A 20,789-nucleotide genomic window follows, 5' to 3' on the forward strand; every position below is an offset into this window, starting at 1 on the left:
GCGCCCGATTATGTGGTTTATTGAACCTCCCTTTTATTTTGCTACCGGCATAGTAAATTCTGCCCCTTTGGCTATGCTGTCAGGCCAACGCTGCATGATCGATTTGTAGCGAGTATAGAAGCGGATGCCTTCTTCGCCATAGGCATGCTGATCGCCAAACAACGAGCGCTTCCAGCCACCAAAAGAATGCCACGCCATCGGCACTGGAATCGGTACGTTAATTCCCACCATACCAACCTGAATCCTGCGTGAAAATTCACGCGCCGTATTGCCGTCCGAAGTGAACAGCGACACGCCGTTGCCAAATTCGTGACGGTTAATCAGCTCGACAGCGCTGGCAAAATCCGGTACCCGCACCACGCACAACACAGGCCCAAAAATCTCTTCACGATGAATTTTCATGCCCTCTTTGACATGATCAAACAGCGTACCGCCAAGGAAGAAACCACCTTCGTGTCCCGGCACCGTCAGGCCGCGACCGTCGACTAACATCGTTGCACCTTCGGCGATACCGTCAGCAATATAGCCTTCAATTTTTGCCTTATGGATTGCCGTCACGACCGGTCCCATTTCCGCATCGGCTTCCATGCCGTTTTTGACGATCAGTGCCTTCACACGCGGGACTAAAGCGTCGACCAGTTTGTCCGCCACGTCACCCACGGCGACGGCGACAGAAATCGCCATGCAGCGTTCACCGGCCGAGCCATAAGCCGCGCCCATCAAGGCATCTACCGCCTGATCGAGGTTCGCGTCCGGCATGACGACCAAATGATTTTTTGCCCCGCCCAGCGCTTGCACCCGCTTGCCCATGCGCGTGCCTTCGCTGTAAATATATTCTGCAATCGGGGTTGAACCGACGAAGGAAATGGCCGACACATCGGGATGCTGCAACAAGCCATCAACCGCCAGTTTGTCACCCTGCAATACATTAAAAACACCATCCGGCAAACCAGCTTGCTTGAGTAAATCGGCGATCAATAAAGAACAGGAAGGATCACGTTCTGACGGCTTTAAAATAAAGGTATTGCCAGTCGCAATCGCCAGCGGCGCCATCCACATTGGTACCATGAACGGGAAGTTAAATGGCGTGATCCCGGCAGTCACGCCCAGAGGTTGACGCAGGTTGTAGTTGTCGATCCCGCCGCCGATGTTGTCGGAGAATTGCGTCTTCAAGAGTTGTGGCATGCCGCAGGCAAATTCCACGATCTCGATTCCACGGGTCACTTCACCCATCGCATCCGACAGCACCTTGCCGTGCTCTTGCGTGATCATAGTCGCAATTTGTGTATGGTATTGGTCGAGCAGCTGCTTGAACTTAAACATCACCCGCGCCCGCTTCAAAGGCGCTGTCTCGGCCCAACCCGGTGCAGCCGCTTTGGCAGCAGCAACGGCGGCATTCACATCATCCATCGTTGCCAGTGCCACCTTGGCAGTCACCGCGCCCGTTGCCGGATTAAACACATCTTGCCAACGCTCACCGCTTGAATGATGCAGACCGCCATGAATAAAATGCGTAACCGGAGTAATAGCGGCAGCGGAGGCCGGAGAATTCAAAGCAGACATAAGCAAACCTTTGAGGTGATTTTATAAAGTTCATAGAGACTAACTCTATAGAATGGGAGAATCCAATGAGTTATTATCAAGCTCAATATAAGTAATGCTAATAATGAGGTAACCACTGTGGACATCACTCAACTCAAAGCCTTCGTCACCGTCGCCAAAGAGGGCAACCTGACGCGAGCAGCAGAACGACTGCATGTCACACAGCCAGCCGTCAGCCTGCAGATCAAATCCTTGCAGCAAAGTCTGGGCTTGCAATTACTCAACCGTAGCGCCAACGGCATGACATTAAGTAACGACGGCGCAAAGCTGCTGGCGCATGCCGAACGGGTGCTGGCTAGCATGGCAGAATTCAAACAAGCAGCAGACAGTCTGCACTCCACGCTGTCCGGTGAGCTAGCAATCGGCACTATCCTCGATCCGGAATTTACTCGTCTAGGCGTGTTCCTCAAGCGATTGGTAGAAACGTATCCTCAGCTGTCCACCAAATTACAACATGGCATGTCCGGCTCCATGTTGCAGCAACTACGCGCTGGCACGCTGGACGTCGGCTTTTATCTGGGGCAAGCACCGGACGACGGCAAAACCCGTTATCACACACTCAGCCTGACTAGCTTCACCTACCGTGTTGTAGCCCCCAGCGGCTGGAAAAAAAGGGTCGCAGGCAAAGACTGGGCCGCGCTGGCGCAATTACCCTGGATCTGGACACCGCCAGAATCCGCCCACAATCGCCTGCTGACCAAAGTTTTTGCCGAGCACCACATTACGCCTAACAAAGTCGCACTGGTCGATCAGGAGCCCTCGATGCTCGATCTGGTGAAGTCCGGCGTTGGCCTTAGTCTGTTGCGCGACTCCATCGCAATCCGGGAAGCGCACGCCCACGGACTAGTCATCGCCGACGCCGTTAGCTTATCGACCGAACTGAGTTTTATCTGCCTGGAAAAGCGACAAAACGAAGCCAGCATCGCGGCCGTGTTCGCCTTGCTGAAATTGTGCTGGGGTCTGGAGTAGGGATAAGACCAAGCCGGAGCCGTGGATATTTATGATGCTGAAGATCAGATTAATTGTGCCGACAGCAGCAAAAATCCATATACTCCCCCATTTTTTTCAACAATTATTCCTATTGCCTAATGATTATATGGGCACCTAATATATACATAGGGCGAGTATATTTATTCGCGCTGTGCAGGCCAGAAATATATTCGCCACAAATTGGCTTACCAACCTGAACTGGTATTACAGAGCTTCTTGCACCTAAACCTGCAAGCGTTTAGACTCAACCGATGCGGTGGTTAATACTTCCGCTTTATCGTTTAGCTGTGGGTCACGTCGTTGTTTCAACCACTATTTCAACTACCGTTACAGCTACTATTACAGCCTCCCAATCAGGACGTCTTGTGTTTAAACAGAATGTGATTCACTGCACCCGTATATTTAGTCTGCATTCAAGTCTGGTTTTCAGCTTGCTGATCAGCTTGAGCATGAGCTTAAGCTTGCCCAATGTGGCGGAAGCAGAAACCATCCGTCTCTACATTCAAGAATACGCACCGTTCACCCACACCGATCCCAAAACCAATCAGATCAAAGGTTCGCTGACCGACAAAGTAGTCGAGATCATGCGCCGCGCCAAAGAGACACCTATCCTGATCAGCACTTCTTTAGCACGTGGCTACCAGGCAGCGCTGACCGAAAATAATACCTGCCTGTTTGGTTTTCGCCGCACAGCAGAGCGCGAACCTCTGTTCAAATGGGTTGGCCCGCTCACCGCCGATGCCTGGGTTTTGTATGCCAAAAAACCGGACTCGCGTAATCTCAAAAATTTTGAAGAAGCCAAAACTTACAGCATCGGTACCTACAAAAACGCGGCTACCGGCCTGGAGCTAAAAGACCAAGGCTACAAAATGGAGTTCGCCTCCAAAGACGAAGATAATCCGCGACTGCTCATCAACGGTCGCATCGATTACTGGATCGTGTCCGAGCAACACGGCATGAGCATCGCGCAACAGCAAGGCTATTGGGACGATATAGAACGTGCCATCAAATGGCGCAATATTGAACTTTATATGCTCTGCAATGCCAAAATAGACCAGCATCGCATCGACAAATTTAATGCGATTAACAAAGAGATAGACAACGACGGAACCATGGACAAATATCAACGCAAATACGGAGCCAGATAATGGCAAGCTTGCGCTCCACCCGCGCCGCCACGGCGGTAATGCGTCTAAAAGACCGCAGCAATAATGCACCTTATTCCATGGTCAGTACTGCCGATAACCGCTTTTATTTGTCACTCGCCAATGACAGCGATGTGCCAGAAAAATTGAACGAACCTTTAGAGCTGGACGCATTTGTCGCCTTCGTCAACAGCATACAAAAACAAGCACCCAAAAAGGCCAGCAAACTCGATATCGCGTTTGAGGCCAAGCTACGCAACAAACTGGGATCGACATCCGGTCCTGACTAAACCAAACACCAACTTATCTGCATCTACATAGCCCCTTTTTTAAATCATCCTCATTTACACCACACAGAAAGCCCAGACATGACATCTCGCTTACTCGCTATCACCATCGCCGTCAGTGCAGCGTTAACCTGCGCAACAACACCTGCGGTATTCGCACAATCCAGCGCAGGCACACCTGCAACCGCATCTACAACTCCCGCAGCAGCCCGTCTGGAACTGAAAAAAATTGACACCGTTGTCGGCACCGGTAAAGAAGCTCTTGGTGGCAGCACCGTTACCGTGCACTACAGCGGCTGGCTATACGACCCAAAGGCCGACAAGCAACACGGCCAGATGTTTGACAGCTCCGTCGGCAGCAGCCCGTTTAGCTTTCCGCTGGGCGCTGGACGTGTCATCAAAGGCTGGGATCTAGGTGTTGCAGGGATGAAGGTCGGCGGCAAACGCACCATCATTATTCCGCAAGATCTGGGTTATGGCTCACGCGGCGCCGGTGGCCGGATTCCCCCGTTCGCCAACCTGATTTTTGATGTTGAACTGCTGAACGTTCAATAAACCTCATTGGCTTGACTCATTAAGTTAACGAATGCAAAAGCAAGAACTCAACTATTTACAAGCTTATCCTCAACCGATACAGGATCAGGTCAAGCTTTTAATTGAGCGCCAGCAACTGGCCGGAGTTCTGCAAAAAAAATACGCCAATGCGCACCAGATCCGTACCGATAAAGCCTTGTACCAATATGTACAAGATGTCAAAAGTACGTTTCTGCGCAATGGCGAACAAATCAGCAAAGTCTGCTTCGACAGCAAAATCAAAGTCATCCAGCATGCGCTGGGACAGCACACGTTTATCTCACGGGTACAGGGCAATAAACTCAAATCCAAACACGAAATCCGCATCGCCACTCTGTTCAAACAAGTGCCGGAAGAATTTCTAAAAATGATTGTCGTACATGAGTTAGCGCACCTCAAAGAAAAAGACCACAACAAAGCCTTCTACCAACTCTGCATGCATATGGAACCGCAATATCACCAGTACGAACTGGACTTGCGCTTATACATGACGCAAATCGATACCTTCGGTAGAGAGGTCTGGAGCTAAGCAATATGAGCAATATCGCCAACACACCCAAGCCACCCTACTACGCCGTGATCTTTACCTCCAACCGCACGGAAGGTGACGACGGTTATAACGACATGGCCGACAACATGTTAGCGCTGGCGGCACAGCAGCCCGGATTTTTAGGCGTAGAATCCGCCCGCGAAGAAGTAGGGATTACCGTCTCATACTGGGCAGATTTGCCATCAATCAAACAATGGAAAGCCAACGCCGACCATCTGGAAGCACAAAAAATCGGTAAAGAAAAATGGTACTCCTCATATAAAACGCGGATTAGCAAAGTGGAGTTTGATTACGGAATGTGAGCAACTTGCCCTAGAAAAAGAATTGAACTGATTTGAACATTGGTACAATTCCAAGCTTAATTTTTTTACCTCATTTTTCTTCTTCACGCACCCCATTCTCTTCATCCCACAGGAGCAAACATGCCGTTTCTTGGTATTGGTTTACATGTTTTAGTCGCGCTGTTTTTTGCTGTGCATGCGATCCGTTCTGGCCAACAAATCTACTGGCTGCTAATTCTCTTTTCTTTCCCACTACTTGGAAGTGTCGTGTACTTTTTTGCGATTTACATGCCCAACTCACGACTCGAATTTGGTGCCAGAAAAGCAGTCGCAGTAGCAGCAAAAACACTCGATCCGACCCGAGAACTGCGCGAAGCACGCAACGCCTTTGAGTACACCCCAACCGCACAAAATCAAATGCGTCTGGCGCTGGCCTTGTTAGAAGCTGGTAACGCAGAAGAAGCCGCAACCAATTACGAAGCCTGCCTCAAAGGTCCTTTTGCTACCGATCTGGAAATCAAATACTGCGCCGCCCGTGCACTCACCGAGAGTGGCCGCCATGCTACTGCGATCAGCCATCTGGAAGATATCCGCAACAAAGACAATAATTTCCGCCCCGCCCAAGTCAGCCTGCTACTCGCCCGCGCATTCGCCGGAGCTGGCCGCAACGCGGATGCGACATCAGAATTTGAGCTGGCAATGAGCCGCTTCGGCAGTTTTGAGATACAGGCAGAATATGCAATTTGGGCCTACAGCACAGGTGATCAAGCTACTGCAAAAAAATTGCAAGCCGATATAGATCAAACCATGAAACGCTGGAATCGCCATACCAAAGATATAAATCAGTCTTTGGTGCGACGTTTGAATATGGCTAAGGGGCAATCACAATCCAGTACTACCTAATTGCGTTGCACTGTCTTTTAACATAAAATGTGTACACATTGATCCACAAATTTTGTAGAACAGCCGGAGTCAGGCAAACATCATGGAAACAACCAAAGTAGGTATTCGGGAATTCAGGGCGGATTTGGCAGAATACATCGCAGCAAGTCACCCTGTCGCAGTGACGCGCCACGGGCAAACTGTTGGTTATTTTATTCCGACCCATGGGCAAGACGACGCCAATATAGCGGCATTAAAAAAAGCTAGCAAAGCCCTTGATAAGCTGCTTGCTGCGCAAGATGTCAAGATTGAAAGCGTGGTCACAGAATTTAAAACTGCTCGCAAACAAGCTGGTACAACAAAAAAGCCTCGTACTAACATCAGATGAGCAATAAAGCGATTGTTCTTGACGCTAATATATTGATCCGTGCTGTGTTAGGGAAGCGGGTCAGGGAATTGATTTTTGAAAATACCGCCACAATAAAATTCTTTACGCCAGACATAGCTTATGCCGACGCCCGAAAATATCTCCCATCGCTGTTGGAAAAAAGAGGCGTTCAGAGCGCAGCAACCTTGGATGTGTTAACGAGCTTAGAGAGTATCGTTCAGCCAATTGATTTCGAGCTCTACGCTAGCCTGCAAGCACAGGCATTATAAAGAATTGCCATACGAGACGCAGACGACTGGCCAGTTCTTGCTTGTGCAATGATGATCGGCTGTCCCGTCTGGACGGAGGATGCAGACTTTTTTGGTACAGGTGTCGCCACGTGGACATCGGACAGAATCGCTTTGTATTTTGATGAATAAATCGGGGATTTCAATTGTTTTACTACCGGGTATGGACGGTTCAGGAACGCTCTTTGCAGACTTTATCGCTGCTCTGGGCGCAGAATTTGATCCCATCGTCGTCGCATATCCGCCCGACAAACTGCTGAACTATGCAGCACTAGAAGAAGTCGCACGGTCTCATTTACCGTTAGGAAAACCATTCGTCATCCTTGGTGAGTCGTTCTCAGGACCGATTGCTATTTCACTTGCGGCATCCAATCCTGACGGCTTAATTGGCTTAGTACTTTCCTGTACGTTTGCTAGAAATCCACACTCAATATTTAGCCCATTTAAATCAATAGTTAATCTGCTTCCCGTTAGAGAAAAATTATTAAACTTAATGTGGCCACTATTCTTTGGCCGCTACGCAAGCTCTCAATCACGCACCCTGTTGCGACAAGCGCTGGCAACCGTTTCACCAGAAGTTATACGCATCCGCCTCACTTCTGTGTTGGAAGTAGACTATTCCGCACAACTCAAAAAGGTCTCCATACCGCTTTTATATCTTAGGGCAACTGACGATTATGTTGTGTTTCCCAACGCATCTAAATACATCAAGCAGCTCGTACCTACACTCACACAAGTTGATATAAAAGGACCGCATCTGTTGTTGCAGGCGGTGCCGACAGCAGCAGCAATGGCTGTCAGACAGTTCGTTAGCTCCAATCTTGCTTCAGGCGACAATTCGGTGATCTAAAAAAGCACGTCAAAAATGAGGGGCAAATCCAGGAAAATGCTCAAAGGGCTATCAAACTTAATCCACTTTTAAATGACGATCCAGATACGCCAACACTTCACCCGGCAATGTCTGATGAAACGCCTCACGATCAAAGCCTTCTGGGTCTGTGGATGGATGAAATGTCGGGCTGTTCATGTGCGCCGGAAACGGACTTAAAAAAGAGAAGTGTCCCGCGTTTTTGATCTCACGTCTGGTTACCAGTGCGCGATCGGCAACGCCGTCGGATACCAGATCCGCATGCCAGGGCGGTGTGTACTGGTCGTGTTCTCCGGTCAGCATCAGGATAGGGATATTCACTGTGCTGAGCGATCCGTGCATCAGATACCAAGGCGTTGCGGGTGCCAGTAACACCAATGCTTTGACGCGTGTATCAGCGACTACCTCCACCTTGCGCCGGTCTTTTGACCACGGCTCGCCGCCGGCAACCGCCAAGGCGGTATAAGCGCCGATGGAATGTCCGATGACCGCGACATTGTCTGCTTTTACGCTAGCGTTAAAAACAGAATAGGTACTGACTTCATCAATCGTCATGCGCACATGGCGTGGTCGGTTGACCAGATTTTCGTAGGTGTTTTCTAGCGAATTGTTGTTACGGTTATTGCCGTAATGTTCCAGCATCGCCACGATATAACCATGCTGCGCCAGATGCGTACAAATCGTCCGGTACAACAAATGCGAACCGCCATTCCCATGCGATACGATCACAAGTGGAAAGCGTCCGCTGGCGATGGGCGCATCCATACTCAGATCAATCGAGTAGGGGCCAAAACTGGTTGGAATTGCGGGAACTTCTGTCGGGTACATCACCAAAGCCGGGAAAGAAATTTCTTGGGCATCGTCTCTGATATCCCTGATTTGTAGTTGTCGACAGCCTGTGTACATAGGGATATTTTTTGGGTGGTTAGTATCGTATTTTTTAGTACGGCTAGTTTAGTTCTGGATAGTTTTGTTGAAACGAAGTTTTCAAATAATTTTTTCAACGATATGGCTATCAGTGTAATTTGGCCACAACTTATGATTACTTTGGCTAACACATGGTTGATCCTTCAATGATAAATGGACGAGTAAGCGATTGAAATATACTCCCCCTAATTTTTACTAAATATGCCGTATTGTCCGATGATTATATGGACGATTTAATATACACATTAGGAGTATATTAAATCGTCATTTAAAGAGTAGTGTTATTTATCGCATCGCAACATCCCCAACTCCGCTGACATCCTGCGTCTGAATTACACTGAAACCTTCTAGCAAACAATCCATATACCAACATGACTTATCTGCTCGCACTTGACCAAGGCACATCCAGTTCCCGTAGTATTTTATTTGATGAAGGCGGAAGTATTGTTGCGTCGGCTCAGCAGGAGTTCCGGCAGATTTTCCCTCAGCCTGGTTGGGTAGAACATGATGCTATGGAAATTTGGCACAGCCAATTAGCGACTTGTAAGCAAGTATTGGCTACGGCAAGTGCGGCAGGTATTACAAGCAAGGCAATTGCGGCGCTGGGGATTACCAATCAGCGGGAGACCAGCATCGTCTGGAATCGTCGGACTGGTGAGCCTATTTTTAATGCCATCGTCTGGCAAGACCGGCGCACTGCGGCCTATTGTGACGAGCTGCGTAGTCAGGGCTGGGCAGAGCGCATACAGCAAAAAACCGGCTTAATTCTGGACCCGTATTTTTCTGCGACCAAGCTGAAATGGATACTGGATCATGTGCCAAACGCTCGTCAGCAAGCAGAGCGCGGAGAGCTGGCGTTTGGTACCGTAGACACCTGGCTGGCGTGGCAACTGAGCGGCCAACAACTGCATGTGACCGATGTCAGCAATGCGGCACGCACGATGCTGTGGAATATTCATAGTGCGGAATGGGACGATGAGTTACTGGCTTGTTTTACTATTCCACGGGCGATGCTGCCTAGCGTACATCCGTCTAGTCATCGTTTTGGTGACGCGACGATTTTTGATCATCCGGTTCCGATTGCTGGTATCGCTGGTGACCAGCAATCGGCGCTGTTTGGACAAGCATGTTTTAGCGCAGGGATGGCAAAAAACACTTACGGCACAGGTTGTTTTATGTTGCTGCATACAGGCTCCGTGTGTGCGACTTCTCACAACGGTTTGATCAGCACGGCCGCCTGTCAGACCGACGCAAGAGCACAATACGCATTAGAAGGTAGTGTCTTCATCGGCGGCGCGGTGGTGCAGTGGTTGCGTGACGGTTTAAAGGCGATTCAACACTCGACGGATGTAGAAGATTTGGCGACCACCGTGCCGGATTCTGGCGGCGTGGTGTTTGTACCCTCGTTCACTGGCTTGGGTGCGCCCTATTGGGTACCCTCGGCCAAGGGGGCAATTTTAGGTCTGAGTCGCGGCACTACGGTCGCGCATATTGCTCGCGCAGCGCTAGAATCGATCGCATTCCAAAGTACCGTGTTGCTGCAAGCGATGACGCGCGATGCAGTAGCGCCGATCAACGAGTTACGCGTGGATGGCGGCGCAGCGGCGAACAATTTACTCCTGCAATTTCAAGCCGATTTGTTGGGCATTCCAGTGGTACGCCCAAAGGTAACCGAAACGACGGCCTTAGGCGCAGCGTACTTGGCGGGACTAGGTGTAGGGGTGTACCAAAATCAGGAAGAGTGTGCCGCTTTATGGCAAATGGAGCGTACTTTTTTACCGGAAATGAGTAGAGATCAGGCGGGTAAATTAATGCAGCAATGGGATGTCGCGGTTGGTCGCGTGAGGTAAATAAGAGTAACAGACGTATAAGGAACAAATAAAAAAGAGGTGATATCGACTAAGCGGTATCGCCTCTTTTTACATCTGATTCAGCGTATTTGAAAATAAGTTAAATCTAATTAACTCTAATTAACCCATCGATTGCAGCGAACCATTAACCGCTTTAACGCGATCGCCAACACGCCAACCGTTTTGCGGGAAAGTACGAACACTACCGTCATCCATTCTGACTTTTACTTCATAGACCGTGTTGGTGTTGTTGCGTTTTTCTACTTCGTTACCAGCATAACCGCCGCCGACGGCACCAGCTACGGTAGCCAATGTTCGGCCATTGCCATTGCCGACTTGATGACCTAACACGCCGCCCAAAATTGCACCGGCTGCTACGCCAAGACCGCTAGGTTTTGCTTGTTGCTGGATAGCGATAATGGACTCAACGCGACCGCAATGTCCGCAGACAGCCGCGACGTTAGAACTACGCTCATTTGATTCGCTTTGACGTGCAACATTGGAGTTTTGATTCGGGTTTTGATATGAACCCTGGTTAGAACCAGAATTCTGATTTTGCCTTGACCCATCGGCAGGATAAATTGGTTTGCCGTTGCTATCCACCATCGGCGCAGAAGCGCTCATGGCAGCGTTATTTGTTTGAGCAATCGTTCCCTGCGAGTTTGGAAACAAGCCAGTCATCGCCGCAACGCCGACCAGTGATACCAGCGTCACAGCAACTGCCGCAGTAGCAAGCAAAGGATGAATGCGATTAGAGGGTTGTTTGGTTTCCATATTTGACCTTTTTTAAATTTCTTCTGGAGAAAAGTATCGTCCAGATGTACTTCAGTATAGATGTATCAGTTTACAAGAAAAGGAAATAAATGTGTCAGATGTAATCCTTTGTAAATATCTTTGTCTTACTATCCTTGTCATTTTTCAGTTTTGTCATCAGAATGAAAACCCGTTCTTATAACAAGCTTGAAAGCACAAAATGAACATATTTAAATGGGTAAAACGTGTACTAGGCGCTATCGTCGGCATCGTCGTACTCATTTTAATTATTGTCATGGTGCTTCCGAATGACTTTTCTATAACGCGCAGCATCGTAATCGGTGCACCTGTAGATAAAATATACCCTTTGGTCGTCACTACCCGTGAGTGGAAAAACTGGTCAGTCTGGAATCAGCGCGACCCCGCCATGCAGATGACGTTTACTGGTCCGGCAGCAGGTAAAGATGCTGCTTGGGACTGGCAAAGTAAAAGCCAGGGTAACGGCGGGATGAAATTTATACAGGTAATACCTAACCAGCAGATTGACTATGAATTACATTTTGAAGGTATGGGCAAACCATCGACCGGTCACTTTTTATTCGAGCCAATAGTGACAGCGGGTGCTTCAGGTAATCAAGTCGTATCCACCAAAGTAAGCTGGACTATGAAAGGCACTAGCGAGGGCAACCTAATGATGAAGTTCTTCGCTTCTTTGATGGACAAAATGGTTGGTCCCGATTTTGACTCTGGCTTAAATAATTTAAAAAAACTGGCAGAGCGTCCATAACCCTCAGATATTTAGTCAGCCAGATACGCGGCTATATACAAACCCAAACGCTCATTTATCCGTCGTTCTTGTCACCACTTAGCCAGCCATCAGATGCACATAAAAGTTTTAAGTACCGCCAGCGAATTCGACGCCATCTCTGTTGAGTGGCGGGCATTAGAAGCACTTGTTCCCTTTTTGCTGCCGTTTCAAACTTATGACTGGAACCGCAGCTGGTGGCAAATTTTTTCTGTTCAAACTGTTTTTCGTCGCGACGAATTATCGATCATCGCCTTTTATGATAAAGATCAACTGGTCGCCGTTGCGCCATACGCAATCAGCTATCTAGGACGTAAAGCGTTCTCTGTCTATCGCTATGTAAGGCCGTTTGGTGCAGACCCCAATCTGACAGAAATCCGTACACCCTTAATTTTGCCTGGCTATGAAAAAGATGTTTTTCAGCACTTAGCCGCACCTTATCGGCCGCAATTATCTGGATTCACAGAACAGCAAATGATTGTCAGTGATGAGAACAGTGAGCAGCTATTTACTCAACGCTGCGCCATGCGGCAAATAGATAAGCGCAAGATCAGCAACTACGTCTTGGATCTGGGCAAAGACTGGGATAGTTTCCGCAGCGGGTTGAAGCGCAACATTAAAGAATCGATACGCCACTGCTATAACTCACTAGCGCGAGACAAACTTCAGCCGGTATTAAAAGTCGTCACAGGACATCAGGCACTGACAGAAAATTTGCCGACTTTTTATCACTTGCACTGCAGCAGAGCCAGCGCGCAACTGACGGTAGAGCATCCAGATTATTTTTCTAATCCTCTGCATAAGGCATTGATCGCCAGTCTTTTAAAAACACCTTTTGCAGACAAAATGCAGCTTTTTTGTTTGGAGATCGACGGCAAAATCGTCGCTATCCGCATGGGATTTTTAATGGGCGAGGAGTTGTATCTGTATTACTCAGGTTATGACTTGGCATACGCCAGATATAGCGTGATGACTACTTTACTGGTCGAAATTATTCGCTGGTCATTGGACAAAAATATCCAACGGCTTAATTTGTCTGTGGGTGAAGATGTGTCTAAAACCCGATGGGGACCAAGAGTCATTTCCTATGCTGAATACCAGTTTGTAAAAAACGCCTGGTGGCGATATCGCTTGGGTAAAAGCATAGTACAACTGCGCAAACGTCGGCAAACGTCGATGCTCGGTCACAAATAAAATAGTAAGCAATCCCTTGCTTAAATACGCGTCGATTGATCAATATTAAAACAATCGTTTTAATATACTCCCCATTATTTTTAGTAAAAATGGTCGATTGTCAAGACTTTATATGGACAACTCAAATATACCCATTACCAGTATTATTTAATTCCCTACTTGGTTATTGTGACTGCCACCTTGATATTGAGCTGTCAAAACAACACTCTGCCGTCATTTTGTCTACATTTCACACATTCTTCATCAAACGGTCACCAGCCTGTCACCTTGCGTTTCTAAAGTTAGACAGAGATTAAACCGCATCAATCATCTGGGGCTGGCATGAACACAAAGACACTCATCAACGCGGCAGTAATCAACTCAACGACGTCTGGCGGTAAAGGGATTGCTGATCGCTTATTTGCGCATTGGTTTAGTCGTCTGGTGTATGCCCAAATTTGGGAAGATCCAAAATCTGACCTGGATGCATTGCAGTTAAAGCCGGGCGCGAATATTTTGACGATCTCCTCCGGTGGCTGCAACGCATTGGCCTATCTGGCAGCCAACCCTAACGCTGTGCATGCGGTTGATTTAAACGCAGCGCATCTTGCGATGCTGGACATGAAGAAAAAAGCCATCAAGCATTTACCCGATTACGATGCGGTTCTGGCCTTTTTAGGCAAAGCCGACCAGAGTGATAATTTAAAACGATATCAGCGCCACATTCGGCCGCATTTGTCAGAAGACGCCAGCAATTTTTGGGAAAGCCGTTCACTCACCGGCAAGCTGATAGGCAAACCGCGTTATCACTACTTTAGCGACAACGCTTACCAATATGGCCTGTTGGGTGACTTTATTGGTTTTGCACATTTTTTCGTCCGCATCATGGGCGGCGATATGAAAAAAATCCTCACTGCACGCAATCAGGCTGAGCAAAAGAGCTTGTTCGATCATTACTTAGCGCCGATATTTGATACCGCTTTATTCCGCTTTATCTCTAAACAGCCGATTGCTTTGTATAGTCTAGGAATTCCGCCGTCGCAGTTTGCGGCGCTCAAACATGATGCCAAAGACGGCTTGCATTTATTGTTTAAAGAAAGAATGCGCCATCTGGCATGTGATTTCCCTATCGAGCAAAACTGCTTTGCGCAGCAAGCTTTTGGTCGCCGGGACGACACCAGCAAACAAGCCGCTTTACCTATGTATTTACAAAAAGCGTATTTCAAAGATTTGCGCCAAAACATAGACCGCGTGCATCCTCATCACATTAGCCTTACCGAGTTTTTACGCAAACAAGCGAATCATTCTATGGATGCTTATTTGTTCCTGGATGCTCAGGATTGGATGGATCAGCGGCAATTAACTGAGTTATGGGAAGAAGTCACCCGCACCGCCGCACCAGATGCCAAAGTGGTGTTCCGTACCGGTGGCGCCGACTCGCCATTAGAAGCGATGTTGCCGGCGCATTTGATCTCCGCCTGGCATACCGACCGCGCACATAACCGGGCTTTGTATGCAAGCGATAAATCCGCAATTTATGGTGGTATGCATCTGTATCAAAAAGTCTGACTGGGTAGATGACAGCACTAAAACGCAAACTACCAACCAGCCTATTTAAATTTCAGCAAATTGATTTCCAACCTACCGCCACGCGTTTGCGCTGATGCGCTCTGGCTAATCGATGCCAAAGCCCGTGGCGGGTCGCATTGGTTAAGCAACGCAGATTGCCAGATTAATGCCATCACTATTGCCGGTAGCACGCAACCCGTCAGCTTACTCATGCCTAGCGAGAGTGGCAGCAAGAACAGCAATAACAACCACAGCAGCTATGTCAGCAGTCCGCGATCAACTTGGTTACGCTACGCCAGAGAAGAAGCCTGTGGGCAACTATCTGCGAAATTACCTGCTAGTCCAAGCCTACTGCGGGCTATCGCAAAGACAGGCATCAATTGTATTTTTAGTCCCCTCGCGGCCTTAATCAGCGCCAGTGGCATAGATCAGTCTGCGATTGTCGGCAATCATTTGGTGTCCACCAATCTATATCCTGATTGGCAAGCACAAGATATTGCGCAAATGACGGAAGAATTAATCGGTGAATATCCAGACCGTCCATTAATGATGCGCAATATTTGTAGTGAGGTCACACCAGAACTGGCCTCCAGTCTACAAGCGCAGTCTTGGGATTTAATCCCGGCGCGCATGATTTACACCTGCGATCCTCAACTCGCAACGCTGTGGAAACGCAATCATGTCAGACAAGATGCCAAGTTATTTTCGGATGGAAAACTTGAGATCATCACGCCAGAACAAATACTAACTAGCGATCTTCCTCATTTACGCAGTTTGTTTCGACAATTATTCATAGAAAAACACTCCAGACTCAACCCAGATTTTACGCCAGCTTTTTTTGAACTGTGCCAAGAAATGCGATTTTTAGATCTTTATGGCTTACGATTTCAAAATCGTTTAGTCGGTGTCTTAGGTCTTTACGAAAATACCCAAAGCGGATGGATTACTACCCCACTCATTGGCTACGACACCAGCTTGCCGCAAGAGCTGGGATTGTATCGACGCTTAATGGCTTTGCTATTGCAGCAAGCCAAAGAACGCAAACTCAAACTGCATTACAGCTCCGGTGCAAGCCAGTTCAAACGCGCCAGAGGTGGCGAGGCTAATCTGGAATATACGGCCGTTTACAGCCGCCACCTGCCCGCACATCAAAAAACCGCCCTCAAATTACTGGCAACAAGTCTACAACGCATCGCCCCGACTATTTTAAAAAGAGCAGATCAGCTTTGATACGCAAATGGTAGTTTTAGCTGTGGATAAGTCTCTGCATATCTACAGGACAGTCTGTGCAGAAGCACTACTTTTACGAACTACCAAATTGTTATCCCAAAACTGTTCTCGTAAAGTACACCGCTTATTAGGGTATTTATCTTTTCTGTAATAGATTGATTTTGTTCAGAAAAACAGAGTTATCCACAAAAAACGGCCCCGTTAACTATTACTACTATTTATATATATACCTTAATGTAAACAACAAACCCTTTCCTCTTTCCCTGAAAAATGAAGAAAAGGCTCTCCCCTAAAAAGAGGTAAAGAACTAAGCTTTTCTCTGCTTTTGATCAATGCATAAGGAAAAGATAAAAGATGAGAGCGATACGGAATTTTTTGGCGAAACAAGCTGAATTCAACACCGCTAAAGGCACGATAGATTAAAACCAATGCCTAGGAAGGCAATCTATAGAGGATGAGCACCAGCTAATGCTGTGATGCGTTTGAAGATAGAAACAATATTTATACAACTTTAAAGGGGAAATTCCAAAAACTGTGGGTCCAATAGATATGGCATTGTTAGAAGCAAATTGGGCTATAAGCCGCACTCTGATTGGACGTCTACATTTTAAAAATTTCTAAAAAGCTTTACTCTTAGTAATGTATTTCCAGGTCAAAGTTTTTAGAAATCTCTTTTGCGGCTGTTGATACCAAGCAGAACCAAAACTCTTGCTACATAAATTAATAAACAAAAAAAATAACGGTATTATGTAGCAGCAGCATAAGGAATTTTTAGCCTAGTCTAGTCACCAAATCCACGAAGAGGCGGCGAAAAATCGTAAAATGCTTCCGATGCCAGCCGAAGTTTTGCTATCCCTGGCCTGCGCTTCACAATTTCATCCCGCGCAATAAGTTGATACTCAACGACGTAAATGCGGCTTGGTCCGACGAGCTTTGCGGCCATAGGAACAACGAAATCAATTTCTTCGCTGAAAGTATCGAGGCGGAACAGAGCAATCGCTTGGTCTTCTATTTGCCCCTTCAAAATATCGTCCGACTTTCCTTTGGCTTCGAGTGCAACAAGAACTCGGCGTTTGTCGGATAACTTCGGTGAAGGACGGGGCAGCTTCCTCTGCCACGGTTGCATCTGCCCCAAAAATAAGGCATCAATCTCTGCGCCACGGAGCTTCAAGCCCATTTGCAAGTGCACCAAACTTTCAAGTCGCTTATGGGAAACGATGCTTAAGTGTGTTTCGATCACCCTCAAACGAACAATTAGCTGAAGCAGAAAATTTTCATCCTCCCGGCTTAGTCGGCGAACCTCAACAGGAAGCTCTAATGTTTGGACGCCAAATATGCGTGCTTCACCGGTAGCCTCCGGCAATCGATATACGGGTACTCGCTGGTACAGATCGCCTATCGGATCACTTGTCGTCGCCAGGATAAATTCAAAACACGGCCCATTACCTTTAGGGGTGCCTTTTACCGTTTTTCCACCCTTCGATTGCATTCCAATATATCCGCGCTTGAGGGCGCTCAACGGCCATGCCGAACGATACGATTGTTCACGGCGAACAATATCTTTGAAAAAATTCGCCGGGTTCCTTGTGCTTAATCCGCTATGCCCACTTAACGCCCATCTCTTGTTCGCGCGCTCGATCGCTCGTTGCACGTCGTCGAGCGTTACTACCATCGACCGAGCAGGCGTCGCGTTTCGCTCAGCCCATCGAATCGCAAATAGGGAGCGTATTACTCGTTTTTTCTGCGACTCATCACCTGCACTGGCTGTAGAAGGCGCGCGTGCCTTCCTTGGCGTCGCGCTGCGTGGCTTGGTAGCTTTAGCAGTAGTCATGCTACAGATTGCACTGGCTGTTGTTCACGCGTTGTTTGGCCAACTGATAGATTTTTTAGTATTGGCGGTGTAAGCACACGGTTACGGTTTGCAATCGGGCAAGTCTTCAGTCCAAACATTGTAACGGCCTCGGACATATCCAAATTTAGTAATGCCTCACTGCCGCGCTGAAGAATTTCAGTTGGCTTAGAAGGTTGATTGCCAATAGACGCAATGACTGCGGAAGCCACGCTTCGACCAAGAATTGGCGGAACAGAATTACCAATCTCCCGAAAGCCATGCCACTTTGTCGCATGGAACCGAAACCAGTCTGGGTATGAATGCAGCCTGGCCGCTTCGCGCACTGTGATGACGCGCGGTTCGATTGGATGTATCGGACGCGGGGACGTGAAAGCTCCCCGAGCACTATCGGTTCCGGCGCGGAGTGTATTGCACACTCCTTGTGGATCAAGTTTCAAAAATCGACTCACTGGTTCCGTTTTACCTTGCTCGGTTTCGATGAACCGACTTTTTGACAATTCGGTATGCACCGTCCTTGCGCTCGATGTCAATAAATTGCGGTTGTACTGGCGAGGATATGAATAATCGTCAGGATCGACTTCCAAATTACGTAGCCGCCGTGCATATGGAGATCCTTTTTTGAAGGTCGCCTTGACGCTGTCCGTAGATAGAAGCTCTTCAAACTCTTCGGCATTTGGAATATCGGCAATTGCATCCCACACCGTAACGGGCTCGCGAGTCATCGGATAGCTCGGCAGGGTAAGACCCTTACGACAGCCAATCAAGAACAGACGCTTGCGGTCCTGTGGCACCCCATAGTCAACGGCGTTGAGTACGCGATAGGGGTCTAACACATCATAACCACATTCCTTGAAGGCTTCGATGATTTCTTGAAGAAATTGGCGATGTTTGCCGACAGTTAAGCCGCGTACGTTTTCGAAGACAAAATAGTTCGCATTAAGCTCGACGACGATCCGTACAAAATGATGCACCAGTTGATTTCTCGGGTCGTCCAGCGCGCGTTTCCCGATCATCGAAAAACCTTGGCACGGAGCGCCACCAAACACGACATCGACGGGCTGCTCGCCTATTCCTGCCGCCGCACGAATTTCGTTGCCGGTTACATCGATGACGCTCCGGCAGAGCGTTGCGCATTGCGGGAAATTATATTTATGGACAGCCGCATGTATTGGATCGATTTCGACACAGGCTTTCACGTCAAATCCGGCTTGTTCAAAGCCCAAGCTCAAACCGCCCGCTCCCGCGAATAGATCAATCCCTATCGGTCTGGAATGTGGAACATTTTTCATTGGTTACTATTCCTTCACAACGAAGTAAGTGTTTGTTTAGAACCGCCGAACTTGCCCTTCACCGCTGATCCGCGATGCTTTGCTGCCTCAAAATGCACCTGCGACAAGGCTGCTCGGTAATCCAACCCGTGATCGGCCATGTGGCCCATCAACGCGGCGATGATGGCGAGATGCGGGGGTACGTCGCCTTGAGCGGCGTAGTTCGTGATGGAGTTGGGGTTCTGCTTGATGAGTTCAGCAAAACTCTTCACCGAAAGCCCAGCCTTACCCAATTGCCGTTTAAATTCGTCATAGATCATGGCCGGTATCATAAAACAAATCTCCAATATTGCACAGTCTTTACTTTACCATACAAATCATTTGGTGTGTTAAACAAAGTAAATAATGTGAATTAAAGCTTGAAACACATAGTAGTATGTGTATAATAAACACATACTTTACTGTGTAAGCGAGTAAATCATGACCCAGCACTTCCTCTTGTCTGCAAAGGCCCGCACCCTGTCGGTTCGCCGCGTGTTCGAGATGAACGACGACCAGGCATTCAAGGTCTTCAAGAAAGTACGCTGGGGCGATGGCAAGGCCGTAACCTGCCCATTATGCGGCGTGATCCACGAACACTATTTCATCGCCACCCGCCGCCAATGGCGCTGCAAGGATTGCAATCACACGTTTAGCGTCACGTCCGGTACGATCTTCGCCTTTCACAAACTGCCGCTCAAGATGTACCTGGCCGCGATCGCGATCTACACCAACGCGGTCAAGGGCATTTCAGCCCTGCAAATGGGCCGTGACCTGGACGTGCAGTACAAGACCGCTTTTGTGCTTTGCCATAAAATCCGCGAGTCCTTGATGGAACAGCGCGACGAATCACCGCTGGCAGGCGAAATCCACATGGACGGTGCCTACGTCAACGGCCACGTCCGCCCAAAGAACAAGAAGGAAGACCGGGTTGACCGTCGCCTGGTCGAGAATCAACGCACTGACAAGCGTTGCGTGTTCGTGATGCGCCAGAAGGTCAGCGTCATCGGCGACACGATCCAGGGCGCGAATAAAACTATCACCTTTGTGATCAAGGCCGAGAACCAAGCCGATGTTGGCAAGCTGGCCGATCTGTACGTCAAGAAGGGTTCTATCATTTGCGCTGACGAAAGCACTGCTTATGATGGCCTGCATGCAAAATTCGATACGCGCCGCGTCAATCATGCTGTCGAGTACCGCAGCGAGGCGGGCGTGACCAACAATCTGGCCGAATCGTATTTCTCGCGGTTCCGGCGCATGCAGTACGGCCAATGCCACAAGTTCGGCAACCTGTACCTGAACAACTACGCCAATGAAGCGGCCTACCGCGAGGACACCCGCCGCATGGATAACGGCCCGATCTTTGATGACATTTCCACGAAGTGCGCCAAGACGCCAACCAGCCGGGACTGGTGCGGATACTGGCAGGGGAATAAGCGCAGCGCCGAGCGGCTGGCCGCGTAAATCGAT

General features: G+C 48.4%; 21 protein-coding genes and 1 pseudogene. 16 read left to right on the forward strand and 6 right to left on the reverse strand.

All coding sequences use genetic code 11. The annotated features are described in order from the left end of the window. Positions 1–33: 33 nt before the first annotated feature. Positions 34–1,563 carry a CoA-acylating methylmalonate-semialdehyde dehydrogenase gene (locus AAKU61_RS14155; RefSeq protein ID WP_354333206.1) on the reverse strand — a complete coding sequence of 510 codons (1,530 nt, stop codon included), beginning with the start codon at positions 1,561–1,563 and terminating at the stop codon, positions 34–36. A gap of 117 nt (positions 1,564–1,680) precedes the next feature. Here AAKU61_RS14155 and AAKU61_RS14160 point away from each other — a divergent pair, with 117 nt between their 5' ends. From AAKU61_RS14160 to AAKU61_RS14205, 10 genes and pseudogenes are all read left to right on the forward strand, one after another. Further along, positions 1,681–2,571, forward strand: coding sequence for a LysR family transcriptional regulator (locus tag AAKU61_RS14160; protein WP_354333208.1), 891 nt, complete (start codon positions 1,681–1,683; stop codon positions 2,569–2,571). Positions 2,572–2,957: 386 nt separating this feature from the next. Beyond that, positions 2,958–3,740 carry a substrate-binding periplasmic protein gene (locus tag AAKU61_RS14165; RefSeq protein ID WP_354333210.1) on the forward strand — a complete coding sequence of 261 codons (783 nt, stop codon included), beginning with the start codon at positions 2,958–2,960 and terminating at the stop codon, positions 3,738–3,740. Then, positions 3,740–4,027, forward strand: coding sequence for a hypothetical protein (locus AAKU61_RS14170; protein ID WP_354333212.1), 288 nt, complete (start codon positions 3,740–3,742; stop codon positions 4,025–4,027). The genes AAKU61_RS14165 and AAKU61_RS14170 overlap by 1 nt, the downstream gene beginning before the upstream one ends. Before the next feature lie 78 nt (positions 4,028–4,105). Then, the gene (locus AAKU61_RS14175; RefSeq protein WP_354333214.1) at positions 4,106–4,579 is read left to right on the forward strand and encodes an FKBP-type peptidyl-prolyl cis-trans isomerase; all 474 of its coding nucleotides are present in this window, start codon (positions 4,106–4,108) and stop codon (positions 4,577–4,579) included. A gap of 31 nt (positions 4,580–4,610) precedes the next feature. After that, complete coding sequence (locus tag AAKU61_RS14180) at positions 4,611–5,126, forward strand: M48 metallopeptidase family protein (RefSeq protein WP_354333216.1); 516 nt, start codon at positions 4,611–4,613, stop codon at positions 5,124–5,126. Positions 5,127–5,131: 5 nt separating this feature from the next. Continuing rightward, entirely contained in the window at positions 5,132–5,449 is a 318-nt protein-coding gene (locus tag AAKU61_RS14185) for an antibiotic biosynthesis monooxygenase family protein (protein ID WP_354333218.1), read from the forward strand. Between the two features lie 120 nt (positions 5,450–5,569). After that, positions 5,570–6,331 carry a hypothetical protein gene (locus tag AAKU61_RS14190; RefSeq protein WP_354333219.1) on the forward strand — a complete coding sequence of 254 codons (762 nt, stop codon included), beginning with the start codon at positions 5,570–5,572 and terminating at the stop codon, positions 6,329–6,331. A gap of 82 nt (positions 6,332–6,413) precedes the next feature. Next, positions 6,414–6,698, forward strand: coding sequence for a type II toxin-antitoxin system Phd/YefM family antitoxin (locus AAKU61_RS14195; RefSeq protein ID WP_354333221.1), 285 nt, complete (start codon positions 6,414–6,416; stop codon positions 6,696–6,698). Further along, positions 6,695–7,117: pseudogene (locus AAKU61_RS14200) on the forward strand (PIN domain-containing protein). The gene AAKU61_RS14195 and the pseudogene AAKU61_RS14200 overlap by 4 nt, the downstream one beginning before the upstream one ends. Then, positions 7,047–7,835, forward strand: coding sequence for an alpha/beta fold hydrolase (locus AAKU61_RS14205; RefSeq protein ID WP_354333267.1), 789 nt, complete (start codon positions 7,047–7,049; stop codon positions 7,833–7,835). The pseudogene AAKU61_RS14200 and the gene AAKU61_RS14205 overlap by 71 nt, the downstream one beginning before the upstream one ends. A 57-nt stretch (positions 7,836–7,892) precedes the next feature. On the opposite strand, the gene AAKU61_RS14210 is transcribed toward AAKU61_RS14205, so the two are convergent. Continuing rightward, positions 7,893–8,759 carry an alpha/beta hydrolase family protein gene (locus tag AAKU61_RS14210; protein ID WP_354333223.1) on the reverse strand — a complete coding sequence of 289 codons (867 nt, stop codon included), beginning with the start codon at positions 8,757–8,759 and terminating at the stop codon, positions 7,893–7,895. 392 nt (positions 8,760–9,151) lie between these two features. Between AAKU61_RS14210 and glpK the strand changes: the two genes are divergently transcribed. Next, complete coding sequence (glpK, locus tag AAKU61_RS14215; RefSeq protein ID WP_354333224.1) at positions 9,152–10,630, forward strand: glycerol kinase GlpK; 1,479 nt, start codon at positions 9,152–9,154, stop codon at positions 10,628–10,630. 120 nt (positions 10,631–10,750) lie between these two features. Here the strand turns inward: glpK and AAKU61_RS14220 are convergent, their stop codons facing one another. Then, entirely contained in the window at positions 10,751–11,404 is a 654-nt protein-coding gene (locus AAKU61_RS14220) for an outer membrane lipoprotein (RefSeq protein WP_354333226.1), read from the reverse strand. A 199-nt stretch (positions 11,405–11,603) separates the two neighbouring features. Between AAKU61_RS14220 and AAKU61_RS14225 the strand changes: the two genes are divergently transcribed. From AAKU61_RS14225 to AAKU61_RS14240, 4 genes are all read left to right on the forward strand, one after another. Beyond that, on the forward strand, positions 11,604–12,170 hold the full coding sequence (locus tag AAKU61_RS14225; protein WP_354333228.1) for an SRPBCC family protein: 567 nt from the start codon (positions 11,604–11,606) through the stop codon (positions 12,168–12,170). A 93-nt stretch (positions 12,171–12,263) separates the two neighbouring features. Beyond that, entirely contained in the window at positions 12,264–13,382 is a 1,119-nt protein-coding gene (locus AAKU61_RS14230; protein ID WP_354333230.1) for a GNAT family N-acetyltransferase, read from the forward strand. 321 nt (positions 13,383–13,703) lie between these two features. Beyond that, the gene (locus tag AAKU61_RS14235; protein ID WP_354333231.1) at positions 13,704–14,930 is read left to right on the forward strand and encodes a BtaA family protein; all 1,227 of its coding nucleotides are present in this window, start codon (positions 13,704–13,706) and stop codon (positions 14,928–14,930) included. A gap of 60 nt (positions 14,931–14,990) precedes the next feature. After that, positions 14,991–16,160, forward strand: coding sequence for a hypothetical protein (locus AAKU61_RS14240; RefSeq protein ID WP_354333233.1), 1,170 nt, complete (start codon positions 14,991–14,993; stop codon positions 16,158–16,160). Positions 16,161–16,941: 781 nt separating this feature from the next. On the opposite strand, the gene AAKU61_RS14245 is transcribed toward AAKU61_RS14240, so the two are convergent. The 3 genes from AAKU61_RS14245 to AAKU61_RS14255 are packed head-to-tail and all read right to left on the reverse strand — an operon-like array spanning position 16,942 to position 19,612. Beyond that, positions 16,942–17,991 carry a hypothetical protein gene (locus AAKU61_RS14245; RefSeq protein WP_354333235.1) on the reverse strand — a complete coding sequence of 350 codons (1,050 nt, stop codon included), beginning with the start codon at positions 17,989–17,991 and terminating at the stop codon, positions 16,942–16,944. Further along, complete coding sequence (locus AAKU61_RS14250; protein ID WP_354333237.1) at positions 17,988–19,301, reverse strand: DNA cytosine methyltransferase; 1,314 nt, start codon at positions 19,299–19,301, stop codon at positions 17,988–17,990. Before AAKU61_RS14250 ends, AAKU61_RS14245 begins: the two co-directional genes overlap by 4 nt. A gap of 14 nt (positions 19,302–19,315) precedes the next feature. Next, positions 19,316–19,612, reverse strand: coding sequence for an XRE family transcriptional regulator (locus tag AAKU61_RS14255; RefSeq protein ID WP_354333239.1), 297 nt, complete (start codon positions 19,610–19,612; stop codon positions 19,316–19,318). 148 nt (positions 19,613–19,760) lie between these two features. Between AAKU61_RS14255 and AAKU61_RS14260 the strand changes: the two genes are divergently transcribed. Further along, positions 19,761–20,783, forward strand: a complete 1,023-nt coding sequence (locus tag AAKU61_RS14260; RefSeq protein ID WP_354333241.1) for an IS1595 family transposase — start codon at positions 19,761–19,763, stop codon at positions 20,781–20,783. Positions 20,784–20,789: the final 6 nt, after the last annotated feature.

It is taken from the genome of Undibacterium sp. GrIS 1.2, from assembly GCF_040544435.1.
GTDB lineage: Bacteria > Pseudomonadota > Gammaproteobacteria > Burkholderiales > Burkholderiaceae_D > Undibacterium.